Source organism: Salmonella sp. SAL04162, assembly GCF_046551535.1.
GTDB lineage: Bacteria > Pseudomonadota > Gammaproteobacteria > Enterobacterales > Enterobacteriaceae > Salmonella > Salmonella enterica.
Map to the genome: position 1 here is coordinate 407,908 of NZ_JBGDVX010000004.1, position 23,497 is coordinate 431,404.

Consider the following 23,497-nt stretch of genomic DNA (forward strand, 5'->3'; position numbering starts at 1 on the left):
GCGAGGTAAGCGTATGATGCGCCAGCCCCGTCGCCATGCTCTTGCTGTGCCCGCGCGCCGTCGGTTGAGAGAGCGTCCCGTAGAGCCTGGGGAGGTTCACTGATATGTTGTACGATAAATCCCTTGAGAAGGATAACTGTGGTTTCGGCCTGATCGCCCACATAGAAGGCGAACCTAGCCACAAGGTAGTGCGTACCGCCATACACGCGCTGGCCCGGATGCAGCACCGTGGCGCGATCCTTGCCGACGGTAAAACCGGCGACGGTTGCGGCTTGCTGTTACAAAAACCTGACCGTTTCTTTCGCATCGTGGCCGAAGAGCGCGGCTGGCGCTTAGCCAAAAACTACGCCGTCGGGATGATCTTTTTGAATAAAGATCCTGAACTGGCCGCCGCGTCACGCCATATTGTCGAAGAAGAATTACAGCAGGAAACCCTGTCGATTGTCGGCTGGCGCGATGTGCCAACCAATGAAGGCGTGCTCGGTGAAATCGCCCTCTCCTCTCTGCCGCGTATTGAGCAGATTTTTGTCAACGCTCCGGCAGGCTGGCGTCCGCGTGATATGGAGCGCCGTCTGTTTATCGCCCGCCGACGCATTGAAAAACGCCTGCAGGACGACAAAGATTTCTACGTATGCAGCCTGTCGAACCTGGTCAACATTTATAAAGGTCTGTGTATGCCGGCGGATCTGCCGCGCTTCTACCTGGATCTTGCGGATCTGCGTCTGGAATCGGCCATCTGTCTGTTCCACCAGCGCTTTTCCACTAACACCGTGCCGCGTTGGCCGCTGGCGCAGCCGTTCCGCTACCTGGCGCATAACGGCGAGATTAACACTATCACTGGCAACCGCCAGTGGGCGCGCGCCCGTACCTATAAATTCCAGACGCCGCTGATCCCGGATTTACAGTCCGCTGCGCCGTTTGTTAACGAAACCGGTTCGGATTCCAGCTCGCTGGACAACATGCTGGAACTGCTGCTGGCAGGCGGGATGGACATTATCCGCGCCATGCGCCTGTTGGTGCCGCCCGCCTGGCAGAACAACCCCGATATGGACCAGGATCTGCGCGCCTTCTTTGACTTTAACTCCATGCATATGGAGCCGTGGGACGGTCCGGCAGGCATCGTGATGTCCGACGGGCGCTTCGCCGCCTGTAACCTTGACCGTAACGGCCTGCGCCCGGCACGCTATGTCATTACCAAAGACAAGCTGATCACCTGCGCCTCCGAAGTCGGTATCTGGGACTATCAGCCGGATGAAGTGGTCGAGAAAGGCCGCGTCGGTCCAGGCGAGCTGATGGTGATCGACACCCGCGGCGGACGTATTCTGCATTCCGCGGAAACCGATGACGATCTGAAAAGCCGCCATCCGTATAAAGCGTGGATGGAAAAGAATGTTCGCCGTCTGGTGCCGTTTGAAGAGCTGCCTGATGAAGAAGTCGGTAGCCGCGAACTGGACGATGACCTGCTCGCCAGCTATCAGAAACAGTTTAACTACAGCGCCGAAGAGCTGGACTCGGTTATCCGTGTGTTGGGCGAAAACGGCCAGGAAGCCGTCGGCTCAATGGGCGACGACACCCCCTTTGCCGTGCTCTCCAGCCAGCCGCGTATTATTTACGACTACTTCCGCCAGCAGTTCGCGCAGGTCACTAACCCGCCTATCGACCCGCTGCGTGAAGCGCACGTCATGTCGCTCGCCACCAGCATCGGTCGCGAAATGAACGTCTTCTGCGAAGCGGAAGGTCAGGCCCATCGCCTGAGTTTTAAATCGCCAATTCTGCTGTACTCCGATTTCAAACAGCTCACCACCATGAGCGAGCATCACTACCGCGCCGACTGGCTTGATATTACCTTTGATATCACCGAAACCACACTGGACGCGACGGTTAAAGCGCTGTGCGATAAAGCGGAACAGATGGTGCGCAACGGCACCGTGCTGCTGGTCCTCTCGGATCGCAATATCGGTAAGAATCGCCTGCCGGTCCCCGCGCCGATGGCGGTGGGCGCGGTGCAAACGCGTCTGGTGGAACAAAGCCTGCGCTGCGACGCCAACATCATCGTAGAAACCGGAAGCGCCCGCGATCCGCATCACTTTGCGGTACTGCTCGGCTTTGGCGCAACGGCCATCTATCCGTACCTGGCCTACGAAACGCTGGGGCGTCTGATTGATACCCAGGCCATCGCTAAAAACTACCGTACCGTGATGCAGAACTACCGCAACGGCATCAACAAGGGGCTGTACAAGATTATGTCCAAAATGGGCATTTCGACCATTGCCTCTTACCGCTGCTCCAAACTGTTTGAAGCGGTCGGACTGCACGATGATGTGGTAAACCTGTGCTTCCAGGGCGTGGTCAGCCGTATCGGCGGCGCGAGCTTTGATGACTTCCAGCAGGATCTGCTGAATCTCTCCAAACGCGCCTGGCTGGCGCGCAAACCCATTAGCCCTGGCGGCCTGTTGAAGTACGTCCACGGCGGCGAATATCACGCCTATAACCCGGATGTCGTGCGTACCCTGCAACAGGCGGTACAGAGCGGCGAGTACAGTGATTATCAGGAATACGCCAAACTGGTCAATGAGCGTCCGGCGGCAACGCTGCGCGATCTGCTGGCGATACATCCAGACGGCGAGGCGGTGACTATCGACGAGGTTGAGCCCGCCAGTGAGCTGTTTAAACGCTTTGATACCGCAGCCATGTCTATCGGCGCATTAAGTCCGGAAGCGCACGAAGCGCTGGCGGAAGCGATGAACAGCCTCGGCGGCAACTCCAACTCCGGCGAAGGCGGTGAAGACCCTGCGCGCTACGGCACCAATAAAGTGTCGCGTATCAAACAGGTGGCCTCTGGTCGCTTTGGCGTGACGCCGGCCTACCTGGTCAATGCCGATGTGATCCAGATTAAAGTCGCGCAGGGCGCGAAACCGGGCGAAGGCGGTCAGTTGCCGGGGGATAAAGTCACTCCGTATATCGCTAAACTGCGTTATTCAGTGCCGGGCGTGACGCTGATCTCCCCGCCGCCGCACCACGATATCTACTCTATCGAGGACTTAGCGCAGCTCATTTTCGACCTCAAGCAGGTCAACCCGAAGGCGATGATCTCCGTGAAGCTGGTGTCCGAACCGGGCGTTGGCACCATCGCAACCGGCGTGGCGAAAGCCTATGCGGATCTGATTACTATCGCCGGTTACGACGGCGGTACTGGCGCCAGCCCGCTCTCTTCGGTGAAATACGCTGGCTGCCCGTGGGAACTCGGACTTGTTGAAACCCAGCAGGCGCTGGTCGCCAACGGTCTGCGTCACAAGATTCGTCTGCAGGTGGACGGCGGTCTGAAAACCGGCGTCGACATCATTAAAGCGGCGATTCTCGGTGCGGAAAGTTTCGGCTTCGGCACCGGCCCGATGGTGGCGCTGGGCTGTAAATATCTGCGTATCTGCCACCTGAATAACTGCGCAACCGGCGTAGCGACGCAGGATGAAAAACTGCGTAAGAACCACTATCACGGCCTGCCGTTCAAAGTGACCAACTACTTTGAATTTATCGCCCGCGAAGTGCGCGAGCTGATGGCTTCGCTTGGCGTGACCCGCCTGGTGGATTTGATTGGCCGCACCGACCTGCTGAAAGAGCTGGAGGGCTTTACGGCGAAACAGCAGAAGCTGGCGCTGTCTCGTCTACTGGAAACCGCTGAACCTCATCCGGGTAAAGCGCTGTACTGCACCGAGAATAACCCGCCGTTTGATAACGGTGTGCTGAATGCGCAACTGTTGCAGCAGGCGAAGCCGTTTGTCGATGCGCGCCAGAGCAAAACCTTCTGGTTCGACATCCGCAACACCGATCGTTCCGTCGGCGCGTCGCTTTCCGGCTACATCGCACAGACCCACGGCGATCAGGGGCTGGCTTCCGATCCGATTAAAGCGCACTTCAGCGGTACCGCAGGCCAGAGCTTTGGCGTGTGGAACGCGGGCGGCGTGGAGTTATATCTGACTGGCGATGCCAACGACTATGTCGGTAAAGGTATGGCAGGCGGTTTGATCGCCATCAGACCGCCGGTAGGTTCCGCCTTCCTCAGTCATAAGGCCAGCATTATCGGCAACACCTGCCTGTATGGAGCGACCGGTGGCCGTCTGTACGCGGCGGGCCGCGCGGGCGAACGTTTCGGCGTGCGTAACTCCGGGGCGATTACCGTAGTAGAGGGCATCGGCGACAACGGCTGTGAATACATGACCGGCGGCATCGTCTGCGTGCTGGGTAAAACCGGCGTTAACTTCGGCGCGGGGATGACCGGCGGCTTCGCCTATGTGCTGGACGAAGATGGCGAATTCCGTAAACGCGTAAACCCGGAACTGGTAGAAGTACTGGACGTTGATTCGCTGGCTATCCACGAAGAGCATCTGCGCGGTCTGATCACCGAGCACGTGCAGCATACTGGTTCGCAACGCGGCGAAGAGATCCTGTCCAGGTGGTCAAGCTTCTCAACCCAATTCGCGTTAGTTAAGCCCAAGTCCAGCGATGTCAAAGCCCTGTTGGGCCACCGTAGTCGTAGTGCGGCAGAATTGCGCGTGCAGGCGCAGTAAGGAATTGAAATGAGCCAGAATGTTTATCAATTTATCGACCTGCAGCGCGTTGATCCGCCGAAGAAACCGCTGAAGATCCGTAAGATCGAATTTGTTGAAATCTACGAACCGTTTTCTGAAGGTCAGGCGAAAGCCCAGGCGGATCGCTGTTTGTCCTGCGGTAACCCCTACTGCGAGTGGAAATGTCCGGTACATAACTACATCCCGAACTGGCTGAAACTGGCTAACGAAGGGCGTATTTTTGAGGCGGCTGAGCTATCGCACCAGACTAACACCCTGCCGGAAGTGTGTGGCCGCGTCTGCCCGCAGGACCGCCTGTGCGAAGGCTCCTGTACGCTGCACGACGAGTTCGGCGCAGTAACCATCGGCAACATCGAACGTTATATCAACGATAAAGCGTTCGAAATGGGCTGGCGCCCGGATATGACCGGCGTGCGCCAGACGGACAAACGGGTAGCGATTATCGGCGCAGGTCCGGCAGGGCTGGCGTGCGCCGACGTGCTGACCCGCAACGGCGTGAAGGCGGTAGTCTTTGATCGCCATCCGGAAATCGGCGGCCTGCTGACCTTCGGTATTCCAGCTTTCAAACTGGAAAAAGAGGTGATGACCCGCCGTCGCGAGATCTTCACCGGCATGGGTATTGAGTTCAAACTTAATACCGAAGTGGGCCGCGACGTCGAACTTGACGAGCTGTTGAAAGAGTACGACGCGGTGTTCCTTGGCGTCGGTACCTATCAGTCGATGCGCGGCGGGCTGGAAAATGAAAATGCGGACGGCGTATTCGACGCTCTGCCGTTCCTGATCGCCAATACGAAACAGATCATGGGGTTTGGCGAAACCAGCGACGAACCATATGTCAGCATGGAAGGCAAACGCGTGGTGGTGCTGGGCGGCGGCGATACCGCAATGGACTGCGTACGTACCTCCATTCGTCAGGGCGCAACGCACGTAACCTGTGCTTATCGTCGTGATGAAGAGAACATGCCGGGTTCCAGACGCGAAGTGAAAAACGCGCGCGAGGAAGGTGTCGAATTTCAGTTTAACGTTCAACCGCTGGGCATTGAAGTCAATGCCAACGGCAAAGTGAGCGGCGTAAAAATGGTGCGCACTGAAATGGGCGAACCGGATGCCAAAGGCCGTCGGCGGGCGGAGATCGTCGCCGGTTCCGAGCATGTGGTTCCGGCTGATGCGGTGGTGATGGCGTTTGGTTTTCGTCCACACAGCATGGAATGGCTGGCGAAACACAGCGTGGAACTGGACTCGCAGGGACGAATTATCGCGCCGGAACGCAGCGATAATGCTTTCCAGACCAGCAACCCGAAAATCTTCGCCGGTGGCGATATCGTGCGCGGTTCCGATCTGGTGGTGACGGCGATTGCCGAAGGCCGTAAGGCGGCTGACGGGATTATGAACTACCTCGAAGTGTAACCCTTCCGGCTCCCCGGTTGATGCCTTGTGCTGATGGCTGGGGAGCCGATATTCCTCTCCTCAATATCTCTCCTGCCGATTCTGGAAACCCGCTCGTAAATCGAGATGTAATGCCATGTAAAATCCGTTCATGGATTGATCCGTTTACGCCTGAAGCGTATTGATAGCGTTCTAATTTCACAATGAAACTATCACGTAAGGGATGACATGACGAATCCAACTTTAGCGCCACAGTCTGATGAATATCAGCAAATCCATGACGGCATTATTCGTCTGGTCGATACGGCACGTACCGAGACCGTGCGCAGCATCAATGCCATTATGACTGCCACCTACTGGGAAATTGGCCGACGCATTGTCGAATTTGAACAGGGAGGAGAAGCGCGAGCGGCCTATGGCACTCAGCTCATCGAACGATTATCGGTAGATTTAAGTCAGCGCTATAAGCGCGGTTTTTCCACCAGAAACCTATGGCAAATTCGTACATTTTATCTTTGTTTTCAACATATTGAAATTCCGCAGACACTGTCTGCGGAATCTTCAAATCTCATACCGCTCGCCAAAACATTCCCTCTTCCCTGGTCAGCTTATGTGCGTCTGCTGTCGGTGAAAGATAACGATGCCCGCACTTTTTACGAGAAAGAGACGCTACGTAACGGCTGGTCAGTTAGGCAGCTCGACAGGCAAATCGCCACTCAATTTTACGAACGAACACTACTGTCCCACGACAAATCCGCCATGTTGCAGCAGCCTGCACCCGCCGAGCCAAACGTTTTGCCGGAGCAAGCCATACGCGACCCGTTCATTCTGGAATTTCTTAACCTGAAGGACGAGTATTCCGAATCAGATCTCGAAGACGCGCTGCTCAGCCACCTGATGGACTTTATGCTGGAGCTCGGTGACGATTTTGCTTTTGTTGGCCGTCAACGCCGACTACGCATAGACGATAGCTGGTTCCGCGTCGATCTGCTGTTCTTCCATCGTCGCTTGCGTTGCCTGTTGCTCGTTGACCTGAAGGTAGGCAAATTCGGTTATGCGGATGCCGGGCAGATGAATATGTACCTGAACTATGCCAAAGAGCACTGGACAATGCCCGGAGAAAACCCGCCAGTCGGCCTGGTTTTGTGCGCAGGGAAAGGCGCGGGGGAAGCGCATTACGCGCTGACTGGCCTGCCAAACACCATCATGGCGAGCGAGTACAAAGTGCAGTTGCCCGACGAAAAATTACTCACAGACGAACTTATTCGTTCGCAAACCATGCTGGAAACTCAACTCACACGCGGTGGTTCACGGACAACGGAGAAAAACTAGCGAACCATTAATGCCATGAATAATTATCAAAAAAATATCACACGAAAACGTTTGCTTTATTCTGAGAACTGTATATTATGCGGCGGATTTTTTGGGCAAAATTCATGGAGGCGTTGTGTCGCAGGACAACAATTATAGCCAGGGGCCCGTCCCTCTGGCTGCGCGGAAGGGCGTGATTCCACTGACGTTTGTCATGTTGGGTTTAACGTTTTTTTCCGCCAGTATGTGGACCGGAGGGACACTCGGCACCGGTCTTTCTTATAATGATTTCTTCCTCGCAGTTCTCTTCGGTAATCTCCTCCTCGGTATCTACACTGCATTTCTTGGTTACATCGGCGCAAAAACCGGACTCTCCACCCACCTCCTTGCACGTTACTCCTTTGGCGTTAAAGGCTCATGGCTTCCCTCCTTGCTGCTTGGCGGCACACAGGTAGGCTGGTTTGGCGTTGGCGTAGCGATGTTCGCTATTCCGGTCAGTAAAGCGACGGGCATTGATGCCAATATTCTGATTGCCGTTTCGGGTCTGCTGATGACCCTGACCATTTTTTTCGGCATCTCGGCGTTGACCATTTTGTCTATCATTGCCGTACCCGCGATCGTGATTCTGGGCAGCTACTCCGTCTGGCTGGCGGTCAGCGGCGTGGGTGGGCTGGAGCATTTAAAAACGATAGTGCCGCAGACGCCGCTGGATTTTTCCAGCGCGCTGGCGCTGGTGGTGGGCTCGTTTGTCAGCGCCGGTACATTAACCGCCGACTTCGTCCGCTTCGGGCGTCATGCCAAAAGCGCCGTACTGATTGCGATGGTCGCTTTTTTCCTCGGCAACTCGCTGATGTTTATCTTTGGCGCGGCAGGCGCTGCCGCCGTCGGTCAGGCGGATATCTCTGACGTGATGATAGCGCAGGGGCTGCTGCTGCCCGCGATTGTGGTGCTCGGCCTGAATATCTGGACCACCAACGATAACGCGCTGTACGCATCGGGTCTGGGCTTCGCCAATATTACCGGTCTTTCCAGCCGCACGCTGTCGGTGGTGAACGGGATTATCGGTACCGTGTGCGCGCTGTGGCTTTACAATAATTTTGTCGGCTGGCTGACGTTCCTGTCATCTGCCATCCCACCGATTGGCGGAGTGATTATTGCCGACTATCTGTTGAACCGCCGCCGCTATGCCGACTTCAACACCGTGCGCTTTATTCCCGTTAACTGGATTGCTATTCTTTCCGTCGCGCTGGGCATCGCCGCCGGACATTATGTTCCTGGTATTGTGCCCGTCAACGCCGTACTCGGCGGCGTCTTCAGCTATATCCTGCTGAATCCACTTTTCAACCGCAGCCTTGCTAAATCACCAGAGGTCAGCCATGCAGAACAATAACATCACCATTCTTCAGGCGCGTCTGCAGGGACACGAAGGATTATGGCAGATTACGATTGAAAACGGGCGCTTTAGCCGGATTGAGCCTCAGGAAGCCGCATCGTTACCGCAGGGCGAAGTGCTTGATGCCGAAGGCGGTCTGGCTATTCCACCGTTTGTTGAGCCACATATCCACCTGGATACCACGCAAACGGCGGGTGAACCGAGCTGGAACCAGTCCGGCACACTGTTTGAAGGGATTGAGCGCTGGGCAGAACGTAAAGCAATGCTCACGCATGAAGATGTGAAAGCGCGCGCGATGCAGACCCTGAAATGGCAGATGGCTAACGGCATCCAGTACGTTCGTACTCACGTTGACGTTTCAGATCCTACGCTCACCGCGCTGAAAGCCATGCTGGAAGTGAAGCAAGAGGTTGCGCCGTGGGTAGACCTGCAAATTGTCGCCTTTCCGCAAGAAGGTATTCTGTCTTATCCCAACGGTGAAGCGCTGTTAGAGGAAGCCGTGCGTTTGGGCGCTGACGTTATTGGCGCCATTCCGCACTTTGAGTTCACTCGGGAATATGGCGTTGAATCGCTGCACAAAACCTTCGCCCTGGCGCAGAAATACGATCGCTTGATCGATGTGCACTGCGACGAAATTGATGACGAGCAGTCTCGCTTTGTCGAAACGGTCGCGGCGCTGGCGCATCGTGATGGCATGGGGTCGCGCGTGACCGCCAGCCACACCACGGCTATGCACTCGTACAACGGCGCGTATGCGTCACGCCTGTTCCGCCTGTTGAAAATGTCGGGGATTAACTTCGTCGCCAACCCGCTGGTGAATATTCATCTGCAAGGGCGGTTTGACACTTACCCGAAACGTCGTGGCGTCACGCGAGTGAAAGAGATGCTGGAAGCGGGGATCAACGTCTGCTTTGGCCATGATGACGTCTTCGATCCGTGGTATCCATTAGGCACGGCAAATATGCTGCAGGTGCTGCATATGGGGTTACACGTTTGCCAGTTGATGGGGTATGGGCAAATCAACGATGGGTTAAATCTGATCACTACCCACAGCGCAAAAACCCTGCATTTACAGGACTACGGTCTGAGCGTCGGCAATGCCGCGAATCTGGTTATCTTACCCGCTGAGAATGGATTCGATGCGGTACGTCGCCAGACGCCTGCCCGTTACTCGATTCGCCACGGGCGGGTAATTGCCGAGACGGTGCCGAGCCAGACGACGCTGCACCTGCCCCAGCCGGAAGCCGTGACGTTTAAGCGTTAACCCGTCATACCCGCGCTCTCCGGCACATTCACCACGCAGCCCGTAAGGGGCTGCGTTCGGAAGACTGCTCCGGCAAGAGATTCAGGCCGCCAGCAGACTGGCGCGTACTTTCACTACCACTTTCTTGATGTCATCCGGCTCACCCACTGCACATCCCGGTTTATGCGGTTCTCCCGGCATAAACACAGCAAACATCCCCGCTTGCAGCGTAATAGTCTGCTCGTCGACAATTTGACTACAAAGCTGGTAATCCTCTTCAACGTGCATCTCCTCGCACTGGCGAGCGGCACCGGACATCCCAAACGCAATACGCTCGACGCCGGTTAGTAGTAGCTGAATATCAATGTATTGTTCATGCAATTCCGCTTTCTTCTCGGCCGGCATTTGCGTCGTTAACTGCATTACATTCATAAAGATATTGTCGCCCTGCAATTCATAGCGCCCCGGCGCTTTCTCCTGCGGCCTTGCCGCCAGCGCGAGAGTCAAGGCATCCAGCAGTCGCGGATGCAACCCGCAAGAAGGCAACGACTGTACTTCCCCCATCATCATAATGTGTCTCCTTGAGCTAACAAAGCAGCGCCTAATAATCCTGCGTCATGCCGATAGCGAGCGGCGCTCAGCGCCACGTGATAAGGCGCAGGCTCTTGCATCAAAAACGCGCGAACCTGCTCCAGGTAACCCTCAGCTAACCCTACGCTGCCGCCAATGACCACACACTGGCAGTCGGTAATCGCTTTCACATCGGCGATCATTCGCGCTATTACCTGCGCGGATTGGCTTACCAGATGTCGCGCCTGCTGATGACCTTCGCCAGCGCGAATAAATAGGGTTTTGGCGTCGCATCCCGCCAGATCGTCCCGCGCCGCCGCGGCCATCCCTCGTCCGGAGGCGATGGCCTCTACGCAGCCAACGCGTCCACAGCCGCATACGGGCCCGTGTGGGTCCGCCAGGGTGTGTCCCAGGTGCCCGGCCAGACCGCCTTTTCCGGTAAGGAGCTTGCCGTCGCAGACAACGCCGCCGCCAACGCCGGTTGAAACGGTGATAAATACCATATCGCGGATATCATCAGGGAGCGCGTGATACTCCGCCCAGGCCGCCGCCTGCGCGTCGTTCACCGCCAGTGTCGGCAGGCCTGCGATCGTTTCCAGTGTTTGTACTAACGGAAAGTGTAGCAAGCCGCCCAGATTATGGGGGTTTAGCGCCAGCAGCATCCCTTCCTGAATGATCCCGGTAGAAGCTATCGCTACCTGACGCGCCTCCGCCCGTAGCGGTTCAACCAGCGCCTTTAATGCTTCACGTAACGCATCCGGCGTTTTGCTTGCGGGGGTCGGCAGCTCGCGACGCTGGCTAATGCGCAAGTTGTTGTCGATGAGCGCGGCGGCAAGTTTAGTACCGCCAATATCGATTGCTAACGTAGTCATGACGCCGCCTTTTTTAATGCGTCGTTATACCATCCACAGATATGTTCCAGACGGGTAATGGCGGACCCCACCGTCACCGCCCATGCGCCATAACGGATCGCCTCCGCCGCCAGTGCTGGCGAGTTATAGCGCCCTTCGGCTATTACCCGGCATCCGGCGTCATGCAACGCTTTGACTAAGGGCAGATCGGGTTCCTCCGGCGTATCGGGGGTGGTGTAGCCGGACATTGTCGTGCCGATAATGTCCGCGCCCAACCGTTGACAGGCGAGACCATCGTCCACGGATGAGCAGTCGGCCATCGCCAGTAGATGGTGGTGATGAATGCGCGCCAACAACGCCTCAACGGCTACCGGCCGTTGCCGAGCGGTTCCATCAACGGCGATAATAGCTGCTCCGGCCTGTGCCAGCGCATCTACATCGTCGAGAAAAGGGGTAATGCGCACTGGAGAGTCGTCCAGATCGCGTTTGATAATGCCGATAATGGGTACCGAAACGAGCGAGCGGGTCATACGCAGGTTGTCTATGCCTTCAATACGCACCGCAACCGCGCCCGCCTGTTCCGCCGCCAACGCCATTGCCGCTACAATCTCCGGCTTATCCAGCGGACTGCCCGGAACGGGCTGGCAGGAGACAATCAGGCCGCCAGAAGCGGCAATATTTTTATCCAGTTGTTCAAGTAACGACATACTACTCCCTTACAAATATTGCCCGGTTTAAAACCGGGCAAGCGGATTAACTTTTCGTTTTTACAAAGGCACCTTTACCACTGCCAAGCGGTACGGCTCCGCTGAACGGTTTGTCGTCGATAGCATCGTGGGTGCGTAACGCTTCCGGACGTAGCCAACGCTGTACGCGAGACGGCATATCAAGCCCAATAAGCAGGATCACGACAAACGTCAGGCTGAAAGAGAGCGATGCCAGCGCAGTGCCCAGATCCAGACGTTGAGCGATCAGTGCTCCCAGGATCGGCGCCAGCGCGCCGCCGAGCGCGCCGACGTTATAAGTAAAGCCCAGCCCCGCCGCGCGCTGATCGGTATCGAAGTAACCGCCGATCAGTTTCGGCAGAATCCCGGCAATCCCCTGCCCCAACATCTGTTGGAAAAACAGTAGCAGACCCAGAACCCAGACGTTTGTGCCGCCAATCGCAAAGACCGGAATAATGAGGATTTGCGAGGCCAGCAGGCTACAGACATAGGCTTTACGCGTTCCCAGCCAGTCGCCAAGAAAACCGCCTACGCAGCAACCAACCGCCGCGCCAAATCCGCTAAAGAACAGGACATTCGCCACCGTATGCGGATCGTAGGCCAGCTCGGTTTTCAGATAAGTAGGTAATAGCGCCTGAATCGGCCAGGAATAGAGGAAAGCAAACAGTACCACCAGCATCAGCATGACGCCAGTGGGCCAGCGTTTACCGCTGCTCTGCACCATAAAGCTGATAAAGATAACCGCGCACAGTAGTCCCAGCCCCGCCACAATCGCAGCATTTTGTAGGTTACCGGCAAAACAGAACCACAGCGCAGCGGCGGCGGCGAAAGTCATTAAAATGTTGATGATGCGATGCTCGCCCCGATAAAGAATGTCGACCATCGTGCGTACCGGCGCTTTACCCGCGTGTTTCTCTTTCCAGTCTTCCGCTTCCGGAATGTTTTTCCGCAGCCAGAGAGCGAAGATAATTGGCAAAATGCCAATGAAAAACAGCGCGCGCCAGCCCCAGACAGGCACCACCAGGCTGTACACCTGCGCGGCAACGACCGCGCCGACGGAGAAGCCGGAAATCAGAAAACCGCTGGCTTTATTGCGTAAATGTTTTGGCCAGCTTTCAATCACATAGGTCGCGCTGGAACCATATTCGCCCGCCATGCCCATACCAATCACCAGTCGGGCGATGAACATGGTGGTGTAACCGGGCGCAAACCCGCATGCCAGGGTTCCCACCGAAAACAGAATGATGCTGCTGACCATCGCCAGACGACGCCCATAGCGATCGCCCATCGCGCCCAGTAATAACCCGCCGAACCAGCGAGAGATAAAAGCCGCAGAAATCAGGCTTGCCGCCTGTACCGTCGTCAGCCCAAATTCGCTTTGTACCTCAGTCAGTACAAGAGCAATCAACACAAAATCAAAACCATCAAGCAGATATCCCAGCCAGGCAGCGGAAAATGCCCGCCACTGCGCCCGGTTGAGATGGCGATACCACGGGATGTTCTGGGTAGAAGTACTCATTTTACTCTCCCGACGATTTTTGTTGTCGTTATGCCGAATGGCGGCTCCGCCTTATCCGGCCTACCGCTCACACTGTTGTAGGCCGGGCAAGCGTAGCGCCCCCGGCATTATGCTGTTACGCCTTTTCTTCCATCAGTTGTTGCGCCAGCGCCTTGAGCGCCGGCAGGTATTTTTCATCAACAGGCGCAAACGGTTTACGACACAGCGGCACCGATAGCACGTCCATATAATGCAGGACCGTTTTCAGGCCGCGGAATACGCCGGTTTTAATCAGTAAATCAATAACCTTATTGCACTCGGTTTGCAGACGCTGCGCTTTCGCCACATCGCCTTCACGTAATGCCTGCACAATCCCCTGGTAACGCCAGCCCATAATGTTGTATGTGCTGCCGATACCGCCGTCCGCGCCCGCCAGCAGGCCGGAAGCGAAGATTTCGTCATAACCGTTGTACAGCACCAGATCCGGATGCGCGCGGCGGATCTGCTCCATCTGGAAGAGATCGCCGGAGGTTTGCTTCAGCGCGCTCACGCCCGGTAATGTCACCAGCGTATTGATCTGATCGAGGGTAAGTTTTACACCGCTTAACGCCGGAATGTTGTATACCACCATCGGCAATCCATCTGCGGAATCAATGATTGCCCGATAATGGTCACAGTGCTCTTCAAAACTGAAAGGGTAATAAAAAGGCGTCACCGCAGAGACCGCATCAAAACCGTAACGCTTTGCGGCGCTGGCAAGCTGCTGGCTTTCTGCGGTGCTTACCGTCCCGACATGGGCGATCAACGTGATTTTTCCCTTCGCCTCTTCGGCGACAATCTCCAGTACCTGCTCTCTTTCAGCAAGGCTCTGTACGAATGCTTCCCCGGTGGAACCGCCAACGTACAGCCCGTCGATACCCTGGCCGATGTTAAAACGCACCAGACGGCGCAGACTTTCGCTATCCAGTTGCTGCTGATGATCAAATGGGGTCAACAACGCCGCCATTACGCCTTGCAATGCTTTTGCCATACCTACCTCTACGGATGATGAATATATTAACTACCTACCTTTATACCTGTTATACCAGATCAAATAAGCAGCAAATAATACAGAACGCTTATAGTGCGATCTGCTTCACTAAACTGGGATCGGAGGCGCGATCGCTACCGCATTTTTTGACTTTTTTTACCGAGCGCGTGCCAGGTAGCGGAAACGCTATTGAGGTGGGTTTGCAGAGCGCGATCCGCTTTATCGGGATCTCGCTGGCGAATGGCATCAACAATCACAATATGCTGTTGATAACTCAAGTTATTATGTTCATGCAGCTCACGATCGGGAACGCTTGGGCGAGCGGCGATTAGCCAGTCCAGCAGAGCAACATGAATAGCCATAAAGATTGGATTGCCGGGAATTTCAGCCAGCACCCGGTGAAACTCGACATCCGAACGAATAAACAGCGCGTTGTCATCCAGCGACTGGCTATTAATTTCCAGTGCTTTCGTTAACAACGCGATCTGCTCGTCGGTGGCATGTTCCGCCGCATAGCGTACCAGGCTGGATTCAAAGAAAAGCCGTAGCTGTTCAAAGTGAGCGATGCCGCCAGGATGAGTAAGAAAATCTTTCGCCATTCCCGACAGTTCGCTGATGATAGTATCAGCAGAGGGGCGCGAGACGCGGGCGCGTTCGCCGTTATTGATTTGCACCAGACCTTTACGCTTCAGCGCAGCTAACGCTTCACGCACGGAGGGACGCCCCACATTGAAGAAGGCCATTAATTCACGTTCAGACGGTAGCTGTTCTCCCTCGCCAAACTCATGACGGCGGATCATCTGCTCCAGCTCTTCCTCAACCATTTCAGACAGTTTTTTACGCGCCAGCGGGCGGCGGCGCAAACTACGCCCGAGGGATGTCGGTGAATCTTCTGCTTGCGAATCAAATGCGTTCATAACGTCCATTCATGAGTGGTCGGTGGCAAATAATAGCAAGCTTATCGTAACACAGCTTCAAAAGCAGGGTGAACCCGCGAGGAGACCAAACAAAACAGGCCCTTCCGGGCCTGTTGATTATTTTACTACGCGCAGCGCCGGACGTCCGCCACGCGGCGGAGGCGGCTCGTCATCAGGACTACTGTCGTCATCGTGGTCGGGCTTATCGCCATCAATGACGGACATCACGGTCTCGCTTTCCGCGCCTGCGGTATTGTCATCATCATTTAAGCTGACAACGTCTTCATCATAGGCGGCTTCAGGCTCAAACATGGTGCCTGCGCCGTTTTCACGGGCGTAAATCGCCAGCACCGCAGCCAAAGGCACAGAAACCTGACGGGGAACGCCGCCGAAGCGCGCATTAAAACGCACTTCATCATTAGACAGCTCCAGATTACCCACCGCCCGCGGCGCAATATTGAGGACGATTTGCCCATCACGCGCATATTCCATAGGGACATGCACGCCAGGCAGCATCACATCCACCACCAGATGCGGAGTCAACTGGTTATCCAGCAACCACTCGTAGAAAGCACGCAACAGATAAGGACGACGCGGCGTCAACTGTGACAAATCCATACAGGTTAACCCCGACCGAGGCGCATTTCACGTTCAGCTTCGGTTAAAGAAGCCAGGAAAGAATCACGTTCAAAGACGCGGGTCATATAGCCTTTCAGCTCTTTCGCCCCTGCGCCGCTGAATTCGATACCCAACTGCGGTAAACGCCACAGGAGAGGCGCCAGGTAACAATCAACCAGGCTGAATTCGTCGCTCAGAAAATACGGTTTCTGACCAAATACCGGCGCAATCGCCAGCAGCTCTTCACGCAGTTGTTTACGCGCAGAGTCGGCCTCGGAAGCAGACCCGTTTACGATGACGTTCATCAGCGTATACCAGTCTTTTTCAATACGGTGCATGTACAGACGGCTTTCACCGCGCGCGACCGGATAAACCGGCATCAGCGGCGGATGAGGGAAACGCTCATCCAGATATTCCATAATGATGCGAGATTCCCACAGGGTCAGCTCACGATCCACCAGTGTCGGAACGCTTTGGTTCGGGTTGAGGTCAATCAGATCCTGAGGTGGATTGTCCTTTTCCACATGTTCGATCTCAAAACTAACACCCTTTTCAGCCAACACAATGCGGACCTGATGGCTATAGATGTCAGTAGGACCAGAAAACAGCGTCATTACCGAACGTTTGTTGGCAGCGACAGCCATGAAAACCTCCAGGTATATTCAGAATTTTTACTGCTACCAGCCACAATGTGACCAGCCAGATGTTATGTCACCCAGGGCGAAAAAAGCCATCATTGCTCAGAAACGAGACAAAAAATGAACATTCCCCGCTATTTGGGCAGAAAATTGGATGATAGTTTACCAGATTTTGTGACCTTTGTGGTGAGTCGATTCTGGAATTGGGGAAAAAGAGACAACAATCCGCATTTCATCGTGACAGATAAATGCATTGCCCATAAAAAAACCCGCCGAAGCGGGTTTTTCGCTAATAGTTGTCTGCCGAAGCAGAAACCCATTAACGTTTGGAGAACTGCGGACGACGACGTGCTTTACGCAGGCCGACTTTCTTACGTTCAACCTGACGAGCGTCACGAGTAACGAAGCCAGCTTTACGCAGTTCGCCACGCAGGGACTCGTCGTACTCCATCAGAGCGCGGGTGATACCGTGACGGATCGCACCAGCCTGACCAGAGATACCACCACCTTTAACAGTGATGTACAGATCCAGTTTCTCAACCATGTCGACCAGTTCCAGCGGCTGACGAACTACCATGCGGGCAGTTTCACGACCGAAGTACTGTTCCAGAGAACGTTGGTTGATAACGATTTTACCGTTGCCCGGTTTGATGAAAACGCGAGCTGCGGAACTTTTGCGGCGACCAGTGCCGTAGTATTGATTTTCAGCCATTGCCTATAATCCCGATTAGATGTCAAGAACTTGCGGTTGCTGTGCCGCGTGGTTGTGCTCGTTGCCCGCGTAAACTTTCAGTTTACGGAACATAGCACGACCCAGCGGGCCTTTTGGCAGCATGCCTTTAACCGCGATTTCAATCACACGCTCAGGACGGCGGGCAATCATCTCTTCAAAGGTCGCTTGTTTGATACCACCGATGTGGCCGGTGTGGTGATAGTACACTTTGTCAGTACGCTTGTTGCCGGTTACAGCAACTTTGTCAGCGTTCAGAACGATGATGTAATCACCGGTATCTACGTGCGGAGTGTATTCCGCTTTGTGCTTACCGCGCAGGCGACGAGCCAGTTCAGTAGCCAGACGGCCCAGAGTTTTACCGGTCGCGTCAACAACATACCAGTCGCGTTTTACGGTTTCTGGTTTAGCTGTAAAAGTTTTCATTAAAAGCTTACCCAAATAAATAAGTTACACGTTGGTGAACACCCAAACGTTTAAATAGTTGAGGTTCACACGACAAAGTCCGGTAAACCTACCCCCTCGGATATGTTTGGCCGGCACAGAGAAAGTTTGGGAAAAAACTCTCTTGTAACGTGGGGTCGCAGGATTATAGAGAAGTCCAGGTCAAAGATCGACCCCTTTTTGCGATTTGCCGCGGGTTTTGTTCAGGCCTGGTTCCCCCTCCGGTAGGGGAGGTTGCACAGATATGATACCGCACAATGCCGGGACTCTGCGCTTGTCCGGCTTACGGCATATGCTCCCGCTTGAGGTACTCCGCACTCTGCATCTCTTGCAGGCGCGACAGACAGCGCTGAAATTCAAACTTGAGGCGCTCCCCCTGATAAATTTCATATAACGGTGCGGCGGCGCTGACCACCAGCTTAACGTGGCGCTCGTAAAACTCATCCACCAGCGCAATAAAGCGGCGCGCTTCGTTCTCCATCAGCGGCGTCATGACCGGCACGTCAAACAGCAGAACCGTGTGAAATAACCTTGAGAGCGCAATGTAATCATGCTGGCTGCGGGCCTCGACGCACAGCGTAGCGAAAGAGACCGCTAACGTTTGGTTTTCTACGCCCAGGGTGGATAAAGGGCGATGATTGATTTCCAGCGTCGGAGCGTGCTCGCGCGCGGCCCCCGCTAACGCCAGCCACAGTTTATCCATTTGCCGCCGGGTTTCATCATTAAGCGGCGTTAGCCATAAATGGGCCTGCGTCAGCGTCCGCAGTCGGTAATCGACGCCGGCGTCCACATTCATAATGTCGCAGTGCTGTTTAATGGCATCGATAGCCGGCAGGAAGCGGGCGCGTTGCAAACCGTTGCGGTAGAGTTCATCCGGCGGAATATTGGAGGTCGCGACCAGCGTAATGCCGCGTGCAAACAGCGCTTTCATTAAACCGCCCAGCAGCATGGCGTCGGTAATATCGGTGACGAAAAACTCATCGAAACACAGTACGTCCGTCTCGGTTTTAAACCGATCGGCAATAATGTCTAACGGATCGATCTGTCCCTGTAACGCGGTAAGTTCTTCATGCACGCGCAGCATAAACCGATGAAAATGCAGACGTAGTTTTCGCTCGCCCGGCAGGCTGTGGTAGAAGAGATCCATGAGCCATGTTTTGCCGCGCCCCACGCCCCCCCACATATACAGCCCGCGAACCGGTATTTGCGCGTCCGGTTCGTTTTTGCCTAATAATTTCCCCAGTCGCGCTATCAGACCGCCGGGTGGCGTAGCCGACGATTTTTTCGCGGTGAGCGCCTGATAAAGGGTTTCCAGACGGTCGACCGCCTCTTTCTGTACGTCGTCAGGCTGATGGGTGCCTTCGTTGAGTGCCTGGAGATAACGCGATGTAGGGGAAAGGCTTTGCATAATGTTATTGTTATTCCTTGAAAATCGATGTGCCGTCGTTCACGGCTGACGAAAAAAAGGCCGTTCTACACTACGCGATATGCTGTCGGGATTCCACTTCTACGGAATTAGCGGTTATAGTGGCATAATCAGGCGCGGGCATGGAGCCTGGAGCCAACACCCTACGGAAACATAAGACAACGGGAGATGTTCATGACCTGGGAATATGCGCTAATTGGATTAGTCGTCGGTATCATCATTGGTGCCGTGGCCATGCGTTTTGGTAATCGTAAGTTACGTCAACAGCAGGCATTGCAGTACGAACTGGAAAAAAACAAAGCTGAGCTGGAAGAGTACCGTGAAGAGCTGGTTAGCCACTTTGCCCGCAGCGCGGAACTGCTGGATACTATGGCGCATGATTACCGCCAGCTGTATCAGCATATGGCGAAAAGCTCCAGCAGCCTGCTGCCGGAAATGTCTGCGGAGTCGAATCCGTTCCGTAACCGTCTGGCGGAGTCTGAGGCGAGCAACGATCAGGCGCCAGTACAAATGCCACGTGATTATTCTGAAGGCGCGTCTGGCCTGTTACGTAGCGGCGCAAAGCGCGATTAATCGCACGCCGTTAAGAAATTTATCGGGCGCATCGCTTGCGCCCTCTCTCTATCTTTCCTGTCCCAGCTATTATCATTGTTACCAGGCTGAAAATTCAATAACATCAATCTGTTTTGAATTGTCTATCCGTTCATCCAAGGTACGAGAGCAGCATCCATGAAAAAACACACCCAGCTGTTAAGTGCATTAGCGTTAAGTGTCGGGTTAACTCTTTCGGCGCCGTTTCCAGCCCTTGCATCGATACCAGGCCAGGCGACGCTGCCAAGCCTTGCCCCTATGCTGGAGAAAGTGCTGCCTGCTGTCGTCAGCGTAAAAGTCGAGGGAACCGCCGCCCAGAGCCAAAAAGTGCCGGAGGAGTTTAAAAAATTCTTTGGCGAGGATCTGCCAGACCAGCCGTCCCAGCCGTTTGAAGGACTCGGTTCGGGGGTGATTATCGATGCCGCGAAAGGCTATGTATTAACCAATAATCATGTGATTAATCAGGCACAAAAGATCAGCATTCAACTGAATGACGGACGCGAATTCGACGCGAAGCTGATCGGCGGCGACGACCAGAGCGATATCGCTCTGTTACAAATTCAGAATCCCAGCAAGTTAACGCAAATTGCCATCGCCGATTCCGACAAACTCCGCGTCGGCGATTTCGCCGTGGCGGTCGGTAATCCGTTTGGTCTTGGACAAACCGCCACCTCCGGGATTATTTCAGCGCTGGGACGCAGCGGGCTTAATCTGGAAGGGCTTGAGAACTTTATTCAAACCGATGCCTCTATTAACCGCGGCAACTCCGGCGGCGCGCTGCTTAACCTGAACGGCGAGCTGATCGGGATTAATACCGCGATCCTCGCGCCAGGTGGCGGGAGTATCGGCATTGGCTTTGCTATTCCTTCCAATATGGCGCAGACGCTGGCGCAGCAGTTGATTCAGTTCGGCGAAATCAAACGCGGATTGCTGGGAATTAAAGGCACTGAAATGACCGCTGATATCGCTAAGGCATTCAAACTGAACGTTCAGCGTGGCGCTTTTGTCAGCGAGGTTTTACCCAATTCAGGTTCGGCGAAGGCCGGGGTGAAATCCGGAGACGTGATTATCAGTCTTAACGGTAAGCCGCTGAATAGCTTTGCCGAACTGCGTTCACGTATCGCCACCACCGAACCGGGCACGAAAGTGAAGCTGGGCCTGCTGCGCGATGGTAAGCCGCTGGAGGTGGAAGTCACGCTGGATTCCAATACCTCTTCTTCCGCCAGCGCCGAAATGATCGCCCCGGCGTTGCAAGGCGCGACGTTGAGCGACGGCCAACTGAAAGACGGGACGAAAGGCGTTAAGGTTGATAGCGTCGAAAAAAGCAGTCCTGCCGCGCAGGCCGGTTTGCAAAAAGATGATGTTATTATCGGCGTTAACCGCGATCGTATCAGTTCTATCGCCGAAATGCGCAAAGTGATGGCGGCAAAACCGTCCATCATTGCTCTTCAGGTAGTACGCGGCAACGAGAACATTTATCTATTGCTGCGCTAATCCTGTCTTAAACCGGGCATCAGCCTGCGATGTGATGTCCGGTTAACTCATGGTATGCTGCTGCCGTTCCCTTTTTTAACGACGCCTCCATCATGTTTGTGAAGCTCTTACGTTCGGTCGCAATAGGTTTAATTGTCGGCGCTATTCTGTTGGCCGTCATGCCTTCTTTGCGCAAAATTAATCCTATCGCCGTCCCGCAATTCGACAGTACCGATGAGACGCCAGCCAGTTATAATTTTGCGGTTCGCCGCGCCGCGCCTGCCGTCGTCAATGTCTATAACCGCAGTATGAACAGTACCGCGCATAATCAACTGGAGATCCGCACGCTGGGTTCCGGCGTGATCATGGATCAACGCGGTTATATTATTACCAACAAGCACGTGATTAACGATGCCGATCAGATTATCGTCGCGCTACAGGATGGCCGCGTCTTTGAAGCGCTACTGGTTGGCTCCGATTCGCTTACCGATCTGGCGGTGCTGAAGATCAACGCCACTGGCGGGCTGCCTACCATCCCGATTAATACAAAGCGTACACCGCATATTGGCGACGTCGTACTGGCTATCGGCAACCCATATAATCTGGGACAGACCATCACCCAGGGGATCATCAGCGCAACGGGTCGTATCGGCCTGAACCCGACGGGGCGACAGAATTTTCTCCAGACCGACGCCTCGATTAACCACGGTAATTCCGGCGGCGCGCTGGTCAACTCGTTAGGCGAACTGATGGGGATCAACACCCTCTCTTTTGATAAGAGTAACGATGGCGAAACGCCGGAAGGCCTTGGTTTTGCGATTCCCTTCCAGCTAGCCACGAAAATTATGGATAAGCTTATCCGCGACGGTCGCGTGATTCGCGGCTATATCGGTATTGGCGGACGAGAAATCGCACCGCTGCACGCGCAGCAGGGTAGCGGCATGGACCCGATTCAGGGCATTGTCGTTAATGAAGTGACGCCAAACGGCCCCGCCGCGCTTGCCGGTATTCAGGTTAATGATTTGATTATTTCGGTCAATAATAAACCCGCTGTGTCCGCACTGGAAACGATGGATCAGGTGGCGGAAATCCGTCCGGGCTCCGTCATTCCGGTCGTGGTAATGCGGGATGATAAGCAGCTCACGTTCCAGGTGACGGTGCAGGAATACCCGGCGTCGAACTAAAACGACGCGGCTTTTGCCCGCGTCGTTCGACGGCTAGTCAATAAAGACTGGCCCTGCCGGAAAATGTGCCAGGAAACTCGTGAAAATCAGCAGAGCGGGGAGACTTTTCTCCCCGACGGCCTCTTCACGCAGCGCCTTATCGAGTGCCAATAAGCCAGACTCGCCCCCTTCCCCCAGAATGCCGCCCATCCAGAGCAGTCGTTGCGCCTGTTGACGCGCATACTGCGATGCGCTTTTCCAGGCAACCAGATGCAGCAACGTTTGTAACAGCAGGATCCGAGACGCGTGACCATCGCGTTGTAATCGCCTGAATACGGGTAATGCAATACTACGTACCGTCGAGAAACCGCTCGCCGCTTCCTCCTCAATCGGCGATAAACCAACAGCCGCCTGTTTGACGAAATCGCATAACTGATTGTGTGTTAATGGCCGCTCGCCTGCGCTCATATACCCTGCGGCAAAACAGAGTAACCCGATACCCTGAGCCCAATCGGTCGATGGCAGAATCCCCTGCGGAACATTCGGTGCCGACGTCTGTGCGGCACAAAGCCCCTCGTCGTAACACTGTGCAAAACGTTGCTCATATATTGCTGAGTTGACGCCAGACCACGGCAGCAAATGCAGCGCTGGCTCAAGCTCAGTTATCTGATTCACCGTCTCAACAACATAATGCAAGATGGTTTCTCTGGATGGCATGGATGTACCTTGCCGAAACGCAACCATTTCACTCATTACTGTGTCCTCATTTTGCGGGAGCAGAATCACTGCTCCCGATTAGATTGGATTACATCGCCAGCACGTACTTGAGCATCACGCCCGCCGCAATCGCCGAACCGATAACACCCGCCACGTTCGGGCCCATCGCGTGCATCAGCAGGAAGTT

The 23,497-nt window shown here is 54.9% G+C and carries 21 protein-coding genes; 8 read left to right on the forward strand and 13 right to left on the reverse strand.

Translation table 11 applies throughout. The annotated features are described in order from the left end of the window. The first annotated feature begins 104 nt into the window (after nucleotides 1–104). From gltB to ACLJRH_RS10995, 5 genes are all read left to right on the forward strand, one after another. Nucleotides 105–4,565 (forward strand): glutamate synthase large subunit, encoded by a 4,461-nt coding sequence (gltB, locus tag ACLJRH_RS10975; RefSeq protein WP_000965011.1) that lies wholly within the window; start codon nucleotides 105–107, stop codon nucleotides 4,563–4,565. 9 nt (nucleotides 4,566–4,574) lie between these two features. Then, the gene (gltD, locus tag ACLJRH_RS10980) at nucleotides 4,575–5,993 is read left to right on the forward strand and encodes a glutamate synthase subunit GltD (protein WP_000081633.1); all 1,419 of its coding nucleotides are present in this window, start codon (nucleotides 4,575–4,577) and stop codon (nucleotides 5,991–5,993) included. 207 nt (nucleotides 5,994–6,200) lie between these two features. Next, a complete protein-coding gene (locus tag ACLJRH_RS10985; RefSeq protein ID WP_023137155.1) occupies nucleotides 6,201–7,304 on the forward strand; it encodes a YhcG family protein in 1,104 nt (367 codons plus the stop codon). Between the two features lie 115 nt (nucleotides 7,305–7,419). Continuing rightward, on the forward strand, nucleotides 7,420–8,673 hold the full coding sequence (gene codB, locus ACLJRH_RS10990) for a cytosine permease (protein WP_000076263.1): 1,254 nt from the start codon (nucleotides 7,420–7,422) through the stop codon (nucleotides 8,671–8,673). Further along, nucleotides 8,660–9,940: a cytosine deaminase gene (locus ACLJRH_RS10995; RefSeq protein ID WP_023137156.1), complete on the forward strand. Its 1,281-nt coding sequence runs from the start codon at nucleotides 8,660–8,662 to the stop codon at nucleotides 9,938–9,940. Before codB ends, ACLJRH_RS10995 begins: the two co-directional genes overlap by 14 nt. A gap of 81 nt (nucleotides 9,941–10,021) precedes the next feature. Here ACLJRH_RS10995 and nanQ read toward each other — a convergent pair whose 3' ends face one another. The 11 genes from nanQ to zapE form a co-directional block, all read right to left on the reverse strand. Further along, entirely contained in the window at nucleotides 10,022–10,489 is a 468-nt protein-coding gene (gene nanQ / locus ACLJRH_RS11000) for an N-acetylneuraminate anomerase (RefSeq protein ID WP_000979901.1), read from the reverse strand. After that, a complete protein-coding gene (gene nanK / locus ACLJRH_RS11005) occupies nucleotides 10,486–11,361 on the reverse strand; it encodes an N-acetylmannosamine kinase (RefSeq protein WP_000208981.1) in 876 nt (291 codons plus the stop codon). Before nanK ends, nanQ begins: the two co-directional genes overlap by 4 nt. Then, nucleotides 11,358–12,047, reverse strand: coding sequence for an N-acetylmannosamine-6-phosphate 2-epimerase (locus tag ACLJRH_RS11010; protein WP_000054439.1), 690 nt, complete (start codon nucleotides 12,045–12,047; stop codon nucleotides 11,358–11,360). The genes nanK and ACLJRH_RS11010 overlap by 4 nt, the downstream gene beginning before the upstream one ends. A gap of 46 nt (nucleotides 12,048–12,093) precedes the next feature. Beyond that, a complete protein-coding gene (gene nanT / locus ACLJRH_RS11015; protein ID WP_000108071.1) occupies nucleotides 12,094–13,584 on the reverse strand; it encodes a sialic acid transporter NanT in 1,491 nt (496 codons plus the stop codon). A gap of 115 nt (nucleotides 13,585–13,699) precedes the next feature. Further along, a complete protein-coding gene (gene nanA / locus ACLJRH_RS11020; protein WP_001029665.1) occupies nucleotides 13,700–14,593 on the reverse strand; it encodes an N-acetylneuraminate lyase in 894 nt (297 codons plus the stop codon). Between the two features lie 134 nt (nucleotides 14,594–14,727). Beyond that, nucleotides 14,728–15,519, reverse strand: a complete 792-nt coding sequence (gene nanR / locus ACLJRH_RS11025) for a transcriptional regulator NanR (protein ID WP_000382923.1) — start codon at nucleotides 15,517–15,519, stop codon at nucleotides 14,728–14,730. Between the two features lie 108 nt (nucleotides 15,520–15,627). Next, a complete protein-coding gene (gene sspB / locus ACLJRH_RS11030; protein ID WP_000366112.1) occupies nucleotides 15,628–16,128 on the reverse strand; it encodes a ClpXP protease specificity-enhancing factor in 501 nt (166 codons plus the stop codon). A 5-nt stretch (nucleotides 16,129–16,133) separates the two neighbouring features. Further along, nucleotides 16,134–16,772 (reverse strand): stringent starvation protein SspA, encoded by a 639-nt coding sequence (gene sspA, locus ACLJRH_RS11035; RefSeq protein WP_000257298.1) that lies wholly within the window; start codon nucleotides 16,770–16,772, stop codon nucleotides 16,134–16,136. Nucleotides 16,773–17,085: 313 nt separating this feature from the next. After that, a complete protein-coding gene (gene rpsI / locus ACLJRH_RS11040; RefSeq protein ID WP_000829815.1) occupies nucleotides 17,086–17,478 on the reverse strand; it encodes a 30S ribosomal protein S9 in 393 nt (130 codons plus the stop codon). A 15-nt stretch (nucleotides 17,479–17,493) separates the two neighbouring features. Beyond that, nucleotides 17,494–17,922, reverse strand: coding sequence for a 50S ribosomal protein L13 (rplM, locus tag ACLJRH_RS11045; protein ID WP_000847559.1), 429 nt, complete (start codon nucleotides 17,920–17,922; stop codon nucleotides 17,494–17,496). Between the two features lie 301 nt (nucleotides 17,923–18,223). Next, entirely contained in the window at nucleotides 18,224–19,348 is a 1,125-nt protein-coding gene (gene zapE / locus ACLJRH_RS11050; protein ID WP_001191220.1) for a cell division protein ZapE, read from the reverse strand. Nucleotides 19,349–19,540: 192 nt separating this feature from the next. On the opposite strand from zapE, the gene zapG reads away from it, so the two are divergent. From zapG to degS, 3 genes are all read left to right on the forward strand, one after another. Next, complete coding sequence (zapG, locus tag ACLJRH_RS11055) at nucleotides 19,541–19,939, forward strand: Z-ring associated protein ZapG (protein WP_001519074.1); 399 nt, start codon at nucleotides 19,541–19,543, stop codon at nucleotides 19,937–19,939. Between the two features lie 156 nt (nucleotides 19,940–20,095). Next, nucleotides 20,096–21,451 (forward strand): serine endoprotease DegQ, encoded by a 1,356-nt coding sequence (gene degQ, locus ACLJRH_RS11060; RefSeq protein ID WP_000716682.1) that lies wholly within the window; start codon nucleotides 20,096–20,098, stop codon nucleotides 21,449–21,451. Nucleotides 21,452–21,543: 92 nt separating this feature from the next. Next, entirely contained in the window at nucleotides 21,544–22,614 is a 1,071-nt protein-coding gene (gene degS, locus ACLJRH_RS11065) for an outer membrane-stress sensor serine endopeptidase DegS (protein ID WP_000497705.1), read from the forward strand. Nucleotides 22,615–22,647: 33 nt separating this feature from the next. Here degS and ACLJRH_RS11070 read toward each other — a convergent pair whose 3' ends face one another. Together ACLJRH_RS11070 and ACLJRH_RS11075 are read right to left on the reverse strand one after the other, a co-directional pair. Continuing rightward, entirely contained in the window at nucleotides 22,648–23,379 is a 732-nt protein-coding gene (locus ACLJRH_RS11070) for a triphosphoribosyl-dephospho-CoA synthase (protein WP_000602024.1), read from the reverse strand. A 19-nt stretch (nucleotides 23,380–23,398) separates the two neighbouring features. Then, nucleotides 23,399–23,497, reverse strand: a 99-nt coding sequence (locus tag ACLJRH_RS11075) for a sodium ion-translocating decarboxylase subunit beta (protein ID WP_023198761.1), incomplete at its 5' end; no start/stop codon positions are given.

Coding starts and splice junctions, on each gene's coding strand:
- gltB (WP_000965011.1), top strand. CDS start 105: ATGTTGTACGATAAATCCCTTGAGAAGGATAACTGTGGTTTCGGCCTG.
- gltD (WP_000081633.1), top strand. CDS start 4,575: ATGAGCCAGAATGTTTATCAATTTATCGACCTGCAGCGCGTTGATCCG.
- ACLJRH_RS10985 (WP_023137155.1), top strand. CDS start 6,201: ATGACGAATCCAACTTTAGCGCCACAGTCTGATGAATATCAGCAAATC.
- ACLJRH_RS10995 (WP_023137156.1), top strand. CDS start 8,660: ATGCAGAACAATAACATCACCATTCTTCAGGCGCGTCTGCAGGGACAC.
- nanQ (WP_000979901.1), bottom strand. CDS start 10,489: ATGATGATGGGGGAAGTACAGTCGTTGCCTTCTTGCGGGTTGCATCCG.
- nanK (WP_000208981.1), bottom strand. CDS start 11,361: ATGACTACGTTAGCAATCGATATTGGCGGTACTAAACTTGCCGCCGCG.
- ACLJRH_RS11010 (WP_000054439.1), bottom strand. CDS start 12,047: ATGTCGTTACTTGAACAACTGGATAAAAATATTGCCGCTTCTGGCGGC.
- nanT (WP_000108071.1), bottom strand. CDS start 13,584: ATGAGTACTTCTACCCAGAACATCCCGTGGTATCGCCATCTCAACCGG.
- nanA (WP_001029665.1), bottom strand. CDS start 14,593: ATGGCAAAAGCATTGCAAGGCGTAATGGCGGCGTTGTTGACCCCATTT.
- nanR (WP_000382923.1), bottom strand. CDS start 15,519: ATGGACGTTATGAACGCATTTGATTCGCAAGCAGAAGATTCACCGACA.
- sspB (WP_000366112.1), bottom strand. CDS start 16,128: ATGGATTTGTCACAGTTGACGCCGCGTCGTCCTTATCTGTTGCGTGCT.
- sspA (WP_000257298.1), bottom strand. CDS start 16,772: ATGGCTGTCGCTGCCAACAAACGTTCGGTAATGACGCTGTTTTCTGGT.
- rpsI (WP_000829815.1), bottom strand. CDS start 17,478: ATGGCTGAAAATCAATACTACGGCACTGGTCGCCGCAAAAGTTCCGCA.
- rplM (WP_000847559.1), bottom strand. CDS start 17,922: ATGAAAACTTTTACAGCTAAACCAGAAACCGTAAAACGCGACTGGTAT.
- zapE (WP_001191220.1), bottom strand. CDS start 19,348: ATGCAAAGCCTTTCCCCTACATCGCGTTATCTCCAGGCACTCAACGAA.
- zapG (WP_001519074.1), top strand. CDS start 19,541: ATGACCTGGGAATATGCGCTAATTGGATTAGTCGTCGGTATCATCATT.
- degQ (WP_000716682.1), top strand. CDS start 20,096: ATGAAAAAACACACCCAGCTGTTAAGTGCATTAGCGTTAAGTGTCGGG.
- degS (WP_000497705.1), top strand. CDS start 21,544: ATGTTTGTGAAGCTCTTACGTTCGGTCGCAATAGGTTTAATTGTCGGC.